Below are 13334 nucleotides of genomic sequence, written 5' to 3' on the forward strand. Positions count from 1 at the left end.
GGGGAGATTGGCTGTTGGTTCGGCTTTCGCCAATCACCAACGTAAGAAAGAGAGTGGCATCGGTGAAGCTGCCAATCTCCCCCCTTGAGGGGGAGATGTCCGGCAGGACAGAGGGGGGTGCTTGGGGCCAGCTTCGAAGGATGCACTCCAGTCACGACGCGCATCCTCCTGTCTAGCCACCTCAAAACGCCGTCCTCGATCGCAGCGCGGCGGCCAGCGTGCCTTCGTCGAGATAATCGAGCTCGCCGCCGACCGGCACGCCATGCGCAAGCCGTGTCACCTTGACGTCGAAGCCAGAGAGCTGGTCGGTCAGGTAGTGCGCCGTGGTCTGGCCCTCGACGGTGGCGTTGACGGCGAGGATCACCTCCTTGACCTCGCCGCCGGCGACACGGTCGACCAGCGAGCGGATGTTAAGCTGGTCGGGGCCTATGCCGTCGAGCGGCGACAGCGTGCCGCCGAGCACGTGATAGCGCACGTTCATGGCGGCGGCGCGTTCGAGCGCCCAGAGGTCGGAGACGTCCTCGACGACGATCAGCGTGCCGGCGTCGCGGCGCGGATCGGTGCAGATCATGCAGGGATCGGAGGTGTCGACATTGCCGCAGGTCGAGCAGATGCGCACCTTGTCGACCGCCTCGCCCATGGCGGCGGCTAAAGGCTGAAGCAGTTGCTCCTTCTTCTTGATGAGATGGAGGGCCGCACGGCGTGCCGAACGCGGTCCAAGCCCCGGCACCTTGGCCAGGAGCTGGATCAGGCGTTCGATCTCTGGACCGGCGATTCGCTTTGACATCGCTCTGATCTAATGCATGTCGCCCAAAAGTGTGTAGCGGTTTCGGGAAAACGACATGCATAAAAACAAAGTTTTAAAGCGCGTCGCTCGAATCCGTTTCGACGCGACGCGCTTTAGAGAGCAATTCCAGGAAAAGTGCGAAGCGGTTTTCCGTCCGGACTTGCGTCAAAACGAAAAGGTGGATCAGTTCGCCGTTTCCGTGAAACGATGATCCAGGATTTTTCAGAGCGCTTTGGAACAGTTCGTAACGGCACACGACCCGCCTTGCTGCCAATGCGGGTCGTGCATCGATGGTCGACTCAATAGGTTTAGAGCGGCCGGTTCTGGCTGACGATCAGCGCGCCGATGGCGTCGGTGTTCTCAGGCGTCGACTGGAATCCCATCGCCGCTTCCTGCGGGGCGCTGGGCACCGAGGTGATATACCGACCTTTCAACGTACCGCCGAAGCGGGACGCATCAGGCTCTTCCATCGGCTCCTGCATCGCCACCACCGTCTGCTTCGCCGTGACGCGGCCCGACTTCTGCGCCGGCGCGATGGAGGCCGTCATGTAGGTCTGCTCGGCAGGGGACGGCGCGGCAACCGCGGTCATTGCGGCCTGCTTGGCCGGATCGGCATGGACAATGGTCTTGACCACCGGTTCGGCGGAAGCGACGAGCACTGGAGCGGCAGGATCGGTCTTCTGCGACTTGCCGGAGGCCATGGCGACCATGGGCTCGTCCGGCAGCGGCTGCCAGTTGCGGCCGCGCTTCTCATAGAAGGCGTTGCCGCCGGCCACCATCGTGTAGTGCATGTTGTTGTAAGGGAAGCGCAGGCCGGCGGTGTGGAAGAACATCGTGTTCTTGAGCTTGGCCTTGCGCTCGCCTTTCAGCACCGCCTCGGCGGCTTCCTCGACATCGGGCAGCGCCCTCGAATTCATCGGCCGCGTCAGCACGCCGGGCGCGAACTGGCCCCTCTCGCCGACAACCTCGCAAATGGTGTTGCCGTGCTGGCCGGAACGCAGCCGGTTCATGACGACGGTGCCGACGGCGATCATGCCGTCACGGCTTGACCGGTTGGACTCGAAGAACATCGCCCTTTGCAGGCATTCCTTGTCCTTCATCGTATATTTGTAGGAACGGGAGCTCAGGAAGCTCGGCGTGACGGCGTCGGCAAGGCTCGCCACCGACATACCGTGTGAAGCGGTCTGGCTGCAGCCGGCCAGGAACAAGGGGGAAGCGGCGATGCCAATAAGCAGCAGCGGCGTCTTCCATCGCGTCGCGATCAACAAAAAAGCCTCATTTCCAGATGCCAGCCCGCCCCGAGATGTGGCAAGAATGAGACTCTTTCAGGCAAAAAGATGGCTAGATGGTTAGCAATCCCTGGACTTGGGTAAAACTTTATGAATGCAGCGAAATGAGCCCGTGAGCAACGCCGGCAAAATGGTTAATATTGCGGGCCGGGCTCGATTATCGTTCATAATCAATTAACTGGCGGCGGGCGTCTCAGAACGGCAATTTCATTCCGGGCGGTATAGGCAGGCCCGCCGTCAAGGCCTTGGTCTTTTCCTGCATCACCTGCTCGACCTTATTTTTGGCGTCATTGTGAGCGGCCAGAATGAGGTCTTCCAGGATCTCGGCCTCGTCAGCCTTGATGAGCGAGGGATCGATCTTCAGCGTCTTCATTTCGAACTTGCCGGTCAGCGTCACGCTGACCAGACCGCCACCCGCCTGCCCCGTGGCTTCGAGCGTGGCGATCTCGTCCTGCATGGCCTGGAACTTGGCCTGCATTTCCTTCGCCTTGCCCATCAGGCCGAGAAGATCCTTCATCGCAAATGTCCTCTTAGTTTCTTTTGTGGGAGCATGATCTTGTCCGAAAACCGGTTCCCATTTTCGCTGACACGGTCCTTCGGTTCGGGATCATGCTCTAGATTTCATCATCATCGGCCGCGGGCTCGACCGGCAGGTCGGCGTCAGTACTTTCCACTTCAGGCACATCCGGAATGCGCACGTCGATGATCTTGGCGCCGGGGAAGCGGGCGAGGATGGCGGCGACCGTCGGGTCGCTCCTAGCATCGGAGAAAGCATTCTCGCGCTTCGTCGTCTCCATCTCGGCCAGCGTCTGGCCGCCTTCCTCCTTCGACAGCGAGACCAGCCAGTTGCGGCCCGTCCAGGCGCGCAGCTTGGCCGTCAGGTCATTGAGCAGCATCTTCGGCGCATCGTCGGTCAGGCTGACGTCGATGCGGCCGGGCTCGAGGCGAACCAGCCGAACGCAGCGTTTCAAGAGCACCTTGAAGGCCATGTCGCGGTTGGCGTCGGCAAGGGCCGCGATGTCGGCCAGCGACTTCACCGGAACGGCAGGGGTTTCGGCCACCGGCGCCGGCGCCGGAACGAAGGCGGCGGGCACCGGCTCAGCCTCGACCAGCCGCATCGTCTGCGCACCACCGGCGGAGGGCGGCATCCGCGCCTGCGCCACAGCACTCGCGCCGCCGCCATTGCCGGAACTTGCCGGTGCTCCGTTGCCGCGCGGCGCGCCGCTCGCCACCGGAGCCGCGCCCTCAAGCGATTTCAGCGCCTCGTCCAGCGTCGGCAGCTCGGCGGCATGGGCAAGCCGGATCAGCACCATCTCGGCAGCACTGACCGGGCGGTTGGAGGATTGCACCTCGGGAATGCCCTTGAGCAGCATCTGCCAGGTTCGCGACAGGACGCGCACCGACAGCGCGTTCGCGAATTCGGCGCCGCGCCGGCGCTCGTCCTCGGAGAGCGAGGCATCGTCGGCCGCGGCCGGCACGAAACGCAGGCGGGTGACGAGGTGGTTGAATTCGGCAAGATCGGTGAGTACCGCGGCCGGATCGGCGCCGGTATCGTACTGTGCCCGGAATTCGGTCAAAGCAGCCGCCACGTCGCCCTTCATGACATGCTCGAACAGGTCGATGATGCGGGCGCGGTCGGCCAGGCCCAGCATGGCGCGCACCGCCTCGGCGCTGACCGAGCCACTGCCGTGGGCAATCGCCTGGTCGAGGATCGAGAGCGCATCGCGCGCCGAGCCTTCGGCGGCACGGGCAATCATCGCCAGCGCTTCGTCGTCGACGGAAATGCCTTCCTTGGCGGCGATCGCCGCAAGATGCGCAACCAGCGCGCCGGCATCGATGCGCCTCAGGTCGAAGCGCTGGCAGCGCGACAGAACCGTGATCGGCACCTTGCGGATCTCGGTGGTGGCGAAGATGAATTTGACGTGCGGCGGCGGCTCTTCCAGCGTCTTCAACAGGCCGTTGAAGGCCTGGGTGGAGAGCATGTGCACTTCGTCGATGATGTAGACCTTGTAGCGGGCCGAGACCGGGGCGTAGCGCACGCGGTCGATGATGTCCCTGATGTCGTCGATGCCGGTGTGGGAAGCGGCGTCCATCTCGATGACGTCGACATGGCGGCCTTCCATGATCGCCTGGCAATGCTCTCCAGGGATCGAAAGGTCGACCGAGGGCTGGTCGACGGTCGCGGTTTTATAGTTCAGGGCCCGCGCGAGGATACGCGCCGTCGTCGTCTTGCCGACGCCGCGCACGCCGGTCAGCATCCAGGCCTGGGCGATGCGGCCGGTAGCGAAGGCGTTGGTGAGCGTGCGGACCATCGGCTCCTGGCCGATCAGCTCGGAGAAATTCGAGGGGCGATATTTGCGCGCCAGCACGCGATAGGCGTCGGCCTTTTCCGTCTCCGGATTTTTTGGCCCCAAATTTCCGGCTTCGCTCATTCGCCGTCAAAAGCTCCAAGGACCGCAGGCGACCGATTCCTGCGCATAGTCTCGCCCGCACGGCTCGGCGCCGTCAATGTCGCGGGAGAAAGGCGAAGAGGCGGGAGGCTGGAACAATGACCCGTTCCGGGCTCGTTAGGGCTGCTTCCTTCCGGACCTGACCCGGTTGGCGAGTGGATCGTCCACCACCAGCCTCCCACGCTCCATATCGGCAATTCAGCGGCGAAATGCAAGGGCAGAGGTAAACGGCCGGCCGGGCCGCGCAGGCGCGACAGCCTTGAAATCCGCAATAGCGGCCAATGATTCGCTTGCAGCCATCTTGCCGCCGCTCTAGCGTTCCTCGGCTTGGAAAATATAACAAAAGCGAAGGAAACGCCCATGCTGCCTGGCCTCAAGGCCGGATTCACGCTGGACGCCCGATTGGAGGCGGACAGTGAGCAGCTCATGTGGCTCGGCCTGTGCGAACTCAGGCTGATGAACGATCGCCGCTGGCCGTGGCTGGTCCTGGTGCCGCAGCGGCCAGGCGTGGAGGAAATCCACGAGCTGACGCCGCTCGACCAGGCGATGCTGACCTTCGAGACCAACATGGTGGCGCAGGCGCTGAAGCGGGTGACCGGCTGCACCAAGATCAACACCGGCGCGCTCGGCAACATCGTGCGCCAACTCCATGTCCACGTCATCGCCCGCACCGAAGGCGACCCCGGCTGGCCGGGGCCGGTCTGGGGGCACGGCATGCGCGAGCCCTATCAACGCCCCGACATCCGCCGGTTTGCCGAAACGATCAAGGCAGCGCTATAAGCCGACCAGTGTCCATCAGAACCCCGAGACCCCATGCGCTTTCGTCTGTTTGACGCGCCCTTGCGCGAGCCGAGCCAGTTCGTCGGTTTCGCCGGAAACCAGATCGACCGGCAATCGGAAAACCGCGCCGACGACGCGGTGGAGAAAGCCCTTGCCGATCGAACGGCGCGGCTGTTGCTGATGCATGGCGGCAAGCTCTATCTGAAGCTCAGCGACGGCAGGTTCGACCCGTGGTTCGAGGCGGCGGAAGGCCAACCCTTCGAGGTTTCGCTCGACCGCGGCGTGCTGCTCGGCTTTTCGGACAGCGGTCCGGTACTTGCCGTGCCCGCCGGCATCGAACCGGAAGAATTGCCGGAGACGGTCAAGGCGATCGACTACCGCTCCGTCTATATGCAGGGGCTGATCGACGATGCGGCCGCCGGCGCGCTGGCGCAGGGCGCGGCGCTGCTCGCCTGGCACGCCAGTCACGGTTTTTGCTCGAAATGCGGCAACCGTTCGGAAATGCGTGCCGGCGGCTACAGGCGGCACTGCCCGGCCTGCGGCACAGAGCATTTCCCGCGCACCGATCCGGTGGCGATCATGCTGACGGTGACGCCAGAGAAATGCCTGCTCGGGCGCGGTCGGCATTTCGCGCCGGGCATGTACTCGGCCCTTGCCGGCTTCATCGAGCCCGGCGAGACGATCGAGGCGGCGGTGCGCCGCGAGACGCTGGAGGAGGCCGGCATAAGGCTTGGCCGCGTCGTCTACCACGCCAGCCAGCCCTGGCCGTTTCCCTATTCGCTGATGATCGGCTGCTTCAGCGAGCCGCTCAACGAGGATATCCAGGCCGACCTCAACGAGCTGGAGGACTGCCGCTGGTTTTTCCGCGATGAGGTGCGCTCGATGCTGGACAGGACACATGCCGGTGGCTTGCTCACGCCGCCGAAGGGCGCGATCGCCCACCATCTTATCCGCGCCTGGGTCGACAGCGAATAGAAGCAGGGGCCGAAAAATGATCCGTCACACTGTCGTGTTCACGCTGAAGCATCCGCCGCATTCGCTGGAGGCGAAGCGGTTCCTCCACGATGCCAGGAAGATCCTCACCGCGATCAAGGGCGTGGCGCATTTCGAGCAGCTGCGCCAGGTGAGCCCCAAGAACGACTATCACTTCGGCTTCTCGATGGAGTTCGCCGACCAGGCCGCCTACACCAGGTACAACGAGCATCCCGACCATGTCGCGTTCGTGCGCGACCGCTGGGTGCCGGAGGTCGAGGCGTTCATGGAGATCGACTACGTGCCGCTCGGATTTTAACGCGTTGCGGGCCTAAAGCGCGTCGCGATCTTTCAGCTTCGCTCCATGCGCTTTAGGTTTTTGATTTTTCGCATGTCTTTGTCCCGAAACCGGTTACCACTTTCGGGAGACATGCTTTAGTCCGCGACCTTCCACTGCTCGCGCGACGCGCTCGCCGGATAGACGCCGAGGATGCGCATCTCGCGCGAGAAGAAGCGCAATTCGTCGAGCGCGAGCTTCACCAGCGGATCGTCGGGGTGGCCTTCGATATCGGCATAGAACAGCGTCGCGGTGAAGGCGCCGAGCTGGTAGCTCTCGAGCTTGGTCATGTTGATGCCGTTGGTGGCGAAGCCGCCCATGGCCTTGTAGAGCGCGGCCGGCACGTTGCGGACGCGGAAGATGAAGGTGGTCATCATCTTGGCGTCCGGCGACGGGCGCTCGGCCCACTGCTTGTTCTTGGTCAGCACGACGAAGCGGGTGACGTTCGAGTCGGTGTCCTCGACATTTCTCTGGATGATGTCGAGGCCGTAGAACTCCGCGGCGAGCGCGGGCGCCAGCGAGGCCATGGTGCGATCCCTGACCTCGGAGACCATCTTGGCCGAACCCGCCGTGTCGCCCGCGACCACCGGCTTCCAGCCGTTCTTGCGGATGTATTTGCGGCACTGGCCGAGCGCGTGGATGTGGCTGTGCACGCTTCTGATCTCTTCACGCTTGACGCCGGGCAGCACCATCAGCTGGAAGTGGATCGGCAGGAAATACTCGCCGACGATGTGCAGCCGCGATTCCGGCAAAAGATGGTGGATGTCGGCCACGCGCCCGGCGATCGTGTTCTCGATCGGGATCATGGCGAGATCGGCCTTGCCGGTCTCCACCGCGTTGAAGGCGTCCTCGAAGGTCGGGCAGGGCAACGGCTCCATTGATGGGAACATGTTGCGGCATGCGGTGTCGGAGTTGGCGCCGGGCTCGCCCTGGAAGGCGATTCTGTTGGTCTTTTCAGGCATACGCCGATGTCTTTCTTACGGATCTCAGTTTGATAGGATCTTTCTCGCGCGCTCCAGGTCGTCGGGCGTGTCGACGCCGAGCGGCAGCGACCGGACGATCTCGGCATCGATGCGCATGCCGGCTTCCAGCGCCCGCAGTTGCTCCAGCCGCTCACGGCGCTCGAGCGGCGACGGCTTCAGCGCCACGAACCGCTCGAGCGCGGCGCGCCGATAGGCGTAGAGGCCTATGTGGTGATAGAGCGGCCCCTCCCCCCAAGGCGCCGTGGCGCGGGTGAAATAGAGCGCCCTCAGCCTCGTCGCGGAGAGCGGCGAGCCGACGATCTTGACCACGTTCGGATTGGTCTTCTCCTCGTCGCGGACGATCTCGACGCCAAGCGTGGCGATATCGACCGCGGCATCGGTGAAGGGCCGCAGCGATGCGCCGATGATTTCAGGATCGATGGTCGGCAGATCGCCCTGAACGTTGACGATCGTCTCGACCTTTTTCTCCGGATCAAGCGCGGTGAGGGCTTCGAAGATGCGGTCGGAACCCGATTCGTGGTCGGCACGGGTCATCACCGCCTCAAAACCATGCGACCGCACCGCTTGCGCCACAGCCTCCGTGTCGGTCGCCACCACCACGCGGCCGAGCCCGGCCTCGGCGCCGCGGCGGGCGACATGGACAATCATCGGCACGCCGGCGATGTCGGCCAGCGGCTTGCCCGGCAGGCGCGTCGAGGCCATGCGGGCGGGGATCAGGATCAATGTCGACATGGGACTTCGGGACGGCCGGGAAAGCGGATGGAAAAGTGGCAAAAGGTCTCACTGGAAGCGCCCTTATAGGTGTTGCAACGCCGAAGCAAAAGACCTAGTTTCCGCGCGATTTGACTGGCCCTCCCGGGCCTTTAGCGATACCGACGGACGGAGTGGACGGGACGGTCCGCCGGAAAAGGGAGCAAGGGGCGTATGGATTCCAACGAAGTCAACAAGCTGCTCGGCGGATTCCTCGGAACCTGCTTCGTCGTCTTTTCCGTGGGCATCGTGTCCAACGCGCTGTTTGCTTCCCCCGCGCCCGAGAAGCCCGGCTTCGCCATCGAGGCCCAGGAGCCGGCCGAAGGCGGCGGCGCCGCCGCCCCGGCCGCCGAAGCCAAGCCGATCGCCGATCTGCTCGCCGCCGCCAATGCCGAGGCTGGCGCCGCCATCTTCAAGAAGTGCCAGGCCTGCCACTCCGGCGAAAAGGGCGGCCCCAACAAGGTCGGTCCGGACCTCTGGGACATCGTCGACCGCCCTGTCGCCGAGCATGAGGGCTTCGCCTATTCCGCCGGCATGAAGGATTTTTCGAAGGGCGGCGCCGAGAAGTGGACCTATGACAACCTCAACCACTTCATCACTTCGCCGAAGAAGTTCGTGAAGGGCACGGCAATGGGCTTCGCCGGCCTGCCGAAGGATGAAGACCGCGCCAACGTGATCGCCTATCTGCGCACGCTGTCGGACAATCCGAAGCCGCTGCCGCAGCCGGGTGCATCGGCCGAGGCCAAGCCTGCCGAAGGCGCCAAGCCTGCCGAAGGCGCCAAGCCCGCGGAAGGCGCCGCTCCGGCCAAGCCCGCCGAAGGCGCCGCTCCGGCCAAGCCGGCTGCTCCCGCTCAATAAACAATTTGTCATAGAGACTTCCTTGGAAAAGCCGGGTTCGTCCCGGCTTTTCTGTTAGGAAAACCGCATATGCGGCGACAAAAGCCGGCGCTTGCGGTTTTCACCGGCGTCAAATGATCTAGATTGCCGGTGGGCAGAGCAATTCCAGGAAAAGTGGGAACCGGTTTCCGTCCGGAATTGCGTCGAAACAAAGCGAAGGAGCGGTCGTCGTGAAACGATGAACGCTCCCAGAGCTCGCGACGAGGAGAACGCATGACGGTTGGCCGCTCCCGGACATTTTTCGCATCGATGCTGGTGGTCGCCTTCGCCGCGAGCCTTGAGGCCGGCTTCGCCGACGAATGGCACACCACCTCCTCGCTGATCGGCCCCTCCAAATACGGCGACAATTTCCAGCGCTACGACTACGTCAATCCGGACGCGCCGAAGGGCGGAACCTACAATTCCGTGGTTACCGGCACCTTCGACAGCTTCAACCCCTACATCGTGCAGGGTGCGCCGGCCGCCGGCTTCGCAGAGTTCGGCGGCGGACTGCTCTACGACACGCTGATGGATCAGGCGACGGACGAAGGCAGCGTCAGCCATCCGCTGATCGCCGAGGCCTATAAATACCCGTCGGACTATTCGTCCGCGACCTACCGGCTCGACGCGCGCGCGAAATGGCATGACGGCCAGCCGATCACCGTCGACGACGTGATCTGGTCGTTCCAGGTGCTGAAGGCCAACAGCCCGATGTACAGCCGGTACTTCGAGAATGTGACCAACGCTGTTGCGGTCTCCGACCGCGAGGTCGAGTTCCATTTCAACCAGAAGGGCAATCGGGAACTGCCCAAGATCCTCGGCGACCTCGTCGTGTTGCCGAAGCACTGGTGGGAAGGCACCGACGCCAGCGGCAAGAAGCGCGATATCACCAAATCGACGCTCGAGCCGCCGCTGGGCTCCGCCGCTTACAAGATCGCCAGCTTCAAGCCAGGCTCGGAGATCGTTTGGCAGCGCGTGCCCGACTATTGGGGCGCCAAGCTGCCGGTGAAGATCGGCCGCGAGAATTTCGACACCCAGCGCTTCACCTATATCCTTGACGACAATGCCGCCTGGCAGGCTTTCACCAAAGGCGGACTTCAAGATATCAAGCCGGAGAACAGCTCACGGCGCTGGGCGACATTCTACAATTTCCCCGCAGCTAAGTCCGGCGACGTCATCAAGCAAGAGTTCAAGACCACCTCACCGGAGCCGATGCAAGCTTTCATGCTCAACCAGCGGCGCCCTCTGTTTCAGGATCGGCTGGCGCGCGCCGCGCTGACTTATCCGTTCGACTTCGAGACGATGAACCGGACGCTGTTCTACAATTCGAACACGCGCACCCAGAGCTATTTCCAGGGCACGGAATTGGCGTCGAGCGGGCTGCCGCAAGGCAAGGAACTGGAAATCCTGGAGAAGTATCGCGACAAGCTGCCGCCGGAGTTGTTCACGCAGGAATTCAAGCTGCCGGTCTATGATTCGCCGCAGGCGGAACGGAAATATCTGAAGCAGGCGGTCGACCTCTTTGCCAAGGCTGGCTGGGTGATCAAGGGCGGCAAGATGGTGAACGCCAAGACCGGCGAGCCGTTCAAGGTCGAGATACTGGGTTCGGGCGACACCGACCAGGTGATTTCCAGCCCCTGGATCGCCAATTTGCGCAAGATCGGCGTCGATGCCACGCTGCGGATCATCGATCCGACCCAGTACATCAACCGCCGCAACAATTTCGACTATGACGTCATCATCGGCCAGCTCGGCCAGTCGGAATCGCCCGGCAACGAGCAGCGCGACTTCTGGAGCTCGAAGGCGGCGGACACGCCGGGATCGCGCAACTATTCCGGCATCAAGAACCCGGTCGTCGATGCGCTTGTCGACCATATCATCTTCGCCGCCAACCGCGACGATCTCGTCGCCGCTACCCACGCGCTCGATCGGGTGCTGTTGTGGAACTACTATGTCGTTCCGCAATACTATCGCGCGGTGGTGTGGCTCGCCTATTGGAACAAGTTCGGCATGCCTGAAAAGCAGCCTGCCTACCGAGGCGCCGATATCGACTCCTGGTGGGTCGACACAGCGAAAGAGAAGGCGCTGGCCGCCAAGTACAAGGGCCTCAATTGATGGGGCGGCAGAAAATGCTCCCTCGTCGCGACTTCCTGGCACTCGGCACGGCGGCGGCGGCCGCATCGCTGCTCCCCGGCCGCGCCTTTGCCGAGACGCCGACCGGCGTCAAACTGCATGGCCTGTCGGCTTTCGGCGATTTGAAATACAAACCGGATTTCACGCATTTCGACTATGTCAATGTCGATGCGCCGCAAGGCGGCACGTTCAACTTCCTGCCATTCAACTGGGGGGCGAACCAGACCCCGCTGACCTTCAGCACGCTGAACTCATTCGTCCCCAAGGGCGACGCGCCGCAGCGCATGGAAATGTGCTTCGATGCGCTGATGGTGCGGGCGCTCGACGAGCCCGACGCCGTCTATGGGCTGATCGCCAAAAACGTCATGATTTCCGACGACCGCAACGGCTTCACCTTTTCGCTGCGCCCGCAGGCCCGCTTCCATGACGGCACGCCGCTGACGGCCGATGATGCGGCCTTCACCTTCAAGTTGCTGAAGGACAAGGGGCACCCGGACTACGCGTTGTCGCTGACGCATCTGGCGGATGCGGCGGCGGTGGACGCGCACACGCTGGAGCTTAAATTCTCGGGCAAGCAAGCCTCCCGCACGATCCTCAACATCGTCCAGATGCCGATCCTGTCGAAAGCCTTCTACACGGCCAATCCCTTCGATTCCTCGCAGATGAACCCTCCGTTGGGTTCCAGCGCCTACAAGGTCGGCCGCTGGTCAGCCGGGACCTGGATCGAATACGAGCGGGTGACCGACTATTGGGGCAACGATCTCCCGGTCAATCGCGGCCAGAACAATTTCCAGCGCATCCGCATCGAATCCTATCAGAACCGCAACGCCGCATTCGAAGCGTTCAAGAAGGGCGAGATCCTCTACAGGGAGGAATCCGTTTCGCGTGTATGGGCAACGGGTTACGATTTTCCGGCCGTCACGGCCGGCAAGGTGGTGAAGCACGAATTCCCGGCGGAAAAGGTGCCTTCCATGCAGGCCACCGCCGTCAATCAGCGGCGGGAACAGTTCCGGGACTCCCGTGTTCGGCAGGCGATCGGGCTCTGCTTCGACTTCGAATGGACGCGGCGCAATTTCTTCTACGGCTCCTACGAGCGCTCGCAGTCTTGCTTCGAGAAATCGGATTTTCGCGCCGAAGGCGTGCCGTCGCCGCAGGAACTCGCACTGCTGGAGCCGCTGCGAGACAAGATTCCGCCGGAGGCTTTCGGTGAAGCCGTGACCCAGGCGATGTCGAACGGCTCCGGCCGCGACCGTCAATTGCTGGGCAAGGCGGTCAAGCTTCTCGCCGAGGCCGGCTGGAAGCGGTCCGGTGAGTTCGTCGCGAACGACAAGGGCGGGCGGCTGTCGGCCGAAATCCTCGTCGACGACGAAGCGTTCGTGCAGATTTACTCGCCCTGGGTCGACAACATGAAGGCTGTCGGCATCGATGCCTCCATCCGGCTGGTCGACGCGGCGCAGTATCAATTGCGGCAGAACACGTTCGATTTCGACCTGATCTCCGCCGCCTTCTCGTTCAGCGCGACTCCGACCCGCGATGACCTCGAGATCTTCTTCCATTCGCGAAGCGCGTCCGTTTCGGGCTCGCGCAACCTGCCGGGAACATCGAGCCCTGCGATCGACGCGCTGATCGATGCCGTCGGCGCCGCCAAGGACCGCGAAAGCCTGACGGCGGCAATGCGGGCGCTCGACCGGGTCTTGCGCGCGCGGCGCGATTGGATTCCAAGTTGGTATCTGGCGAATCACCGAAGCGCCTATTGGGATATGTTCGGCTTTCCCGAGCAGAAACCCGATTTCGGCTTTCCGGTCGAAGCGCTGTGGTGGATCGACAAGGGCAAGGCGGCAAAAATTGGCAAAGGGTGAGCTGTTGCGCAGCACTTTACCCTCCCCCTTGTGGGGAGGGTCGGTGAGCAATCCGCGCCCAGCGCGGATGGTGAACCGGGGTGGGGGGCCGACAGCGTGCGCCCGCCCGGTAATGCCC

The 13334-nt window shown here is 63.2% G+C and carries 13 protein-coding genes and 1 other RNA gene; 7 read left to right on the forward strand and 7 right to left on the reverse strand.

Annotation, left to right across the window (positions count from 1 at the left end; genetic code table 11):
- Positions 1–181: 181 nt before the first annotated feature.
- Complete coding sequence (gene recR, locus EJ070_RS05325; protein WP_126090384.1) at positions 182–787, reverse strand: recombination mediator RecR; 606 nt, start codon at positions 785–787, stop codon at positions 182–184.
- Positions 788–842: 55 nt separating this feature from the next.
- Between recR and EJ070_RS36165 the strand changes: the two genes are divergently transcribed.
- Positions 843–998, forward strand: a complete 156-nt coding sequence (locus EJ070_RS36165; RefSeq protein WP_189350386.1) for a hypothetical protein — start codon at positions 843–845, stop codon at positions 996–998.
- A 97-nt stretch (positions 999–1095) separates the two neighbouring features.
- Here EJ070_RS36165 and EJ070_RS05330 read toward each other — a convergent pair whose 3' ends face one another.
- The 4 genes from EJ070_RS05330 to ffs form a co-directional block, all read right to left on the reverse strand.
- Entirely contained in the window at positions 1096–2052 is a 957-nt protein-coding gene (locus EJ070_RS05330; protein ID WP_126090385.1) for a cell wall hydrolase, read from the reverse strand.
- Positions 2053–2269: 217 nt separating this feature from the next.
- A complete protein-coding gene (locus EJ070_RS05335) occupies positions 2270–2593 on the reverse strand; it encodes a YbaB/EbfC family nucleoid-associated protein (RefSeq protein WP_126090386.1) in 324 nt (107 codons plus the stop codon).
- A 97-nt stretch (positions 2594–2690) separates the two neighbouring features.
- A complete protein-coding gene (locus tag EJ070_RS05340) occupies positions 2691–4508 on the reverse strand; it encodes a DNA polymerase III subunit gamma/tau (protein WP_126090387.1) in 1818 nt (605 codons plus the stop codon).
- Between the two features lie 100 nt (positions 4509–4608).
- An RNA gene (ffs, locus tag EJ070_RS05345) (signal recognition particle sRNA small type) lies at positions 4609–4705 on the reverse strand.
- 181 nt (positions 4706–4886) lie between these two features.
- On the opposite strand from ffs, the gene EJ070_RS05350 reads away from it, so the two are divergent.
- From EJ070_RS05350 to EJ070_RS05360, 3 genes are read left to right on the forward strand one after another with little or no spacing between them, the layout of a single operon-like run.
- Complete coding sequence (locus EJ070_RS05350) at positions 4887–5306, forward strand: HIT family protein (RefSeq protein WP_126090388.1); 420 nt, start codon at positions 4887–4889, stop codon at positions 5304–5306.
- 33 nt (positions 5307–5339) lie between these two features.
- Positions 5340–6281, forward strand: a complete 942-nt coding sequence (gene nudC / locus EJ070_RS05355; protein ID WP_126090389.1) for an NAD(+) diphosphatase — start codon at positions 5340–5342, stop codon at positions 6279–6281.
- A 16-nt stretch (positions 6282–6297) separates the two neighbouring features.
- Positions 6298–6597 (forward strand): Dabb family protein, encoded by a 300-nt coding sequence (locus EJ070_RS05360; RefSeq protein WP_126090390.1) that lies wholly within the window; start codon positions 6298–6300, stop codon positions 6595–6597.
- 116 nt (positions 6598–6713) lie between these two features.
- On the opposite strand, the gene EJ070_RS05365 is transcribed toward EJ070_RS05360, so the two are convergent.
- Together EJ070_RS05365 and EJ070_RS05370 are read right to left on the reverse strand one after the other, a co-directional pair.
- Complete coding sequence (locus tag EJ070_RS05365) at positions 6714–7577, reverse strand: prephenate dehydratase (RefSeq protein WP_126090391.1); 864 nt, start codon at positions 7575–7577, stop codon at positions 6714–6716.
- Between the two features lie 24 nt (positions 7578–7601).
- Positions 7602–8330, reverse strand: a complete 729-nt coding sequence (locus EJ070_RS05370; RefSeq protein ID WP_126090392.1) for a 3-deoxy-manno-octulosonate cytidylyltransferase — start codon at positions 8328–8330, stop codon at positions 7602–7604.
- Positions 8331–8522: 192 nt separating this feature from the next.
- On the opposite strand from EJ070_RS05370, the gene EJ070_RS05375 reads away from it, so the two are divergent.
- From EJ070_RS05375 to EJ070_RS05385, 3 genes are all read left to right on the forward strand, one after another.
- Positions 8523–9206, forward strand: coding sequence for a cytochrome c family protein (locus EJ070_RS05375; protein WP_126090393.1), 684 nt, complete (start codon positions 8523–8525; stop codon positions 9204–9206).
- A gap of 252 nt (positions 9207–9458) precedes the next feature.
- Positions 9459–11339, forward strand: coding sequence for an extracellular solute-binding protein (locus tag EJ070_RS05380; RefSeq protein WP_126090394.1), 1881 nt, complete (start codon positions 9459–9461; stop codon positions 11337–11339).
- 14 nt (positions 11340–11353) lie between these two features.
- The gene (locus tag EJ070_RS05385; protein ID WP_126090395.1) at positions 11354–13216 is read left to right on the forward strand and encodes an extracellular solute-binding protein; all 1863 of its coding nucleotides are present in this window, start codon (positions 11354–11356) and stop codon (positions 13214–13216) included.
- Positions 13217–13334 lie beyond the last annotated feature (118 nt).

The sequence above is a fragment of the Mesorhizobium sp. M1E.F.Ca.ET.045.02.1.1 genome (assembly GCF_003952485.1).
Taxonomy (GTDB): Bacteria; Pseudomonadota; Alphaproteobacteria; order Rhizobiales; family Rhizobiaceae; genus Mesorhizobium.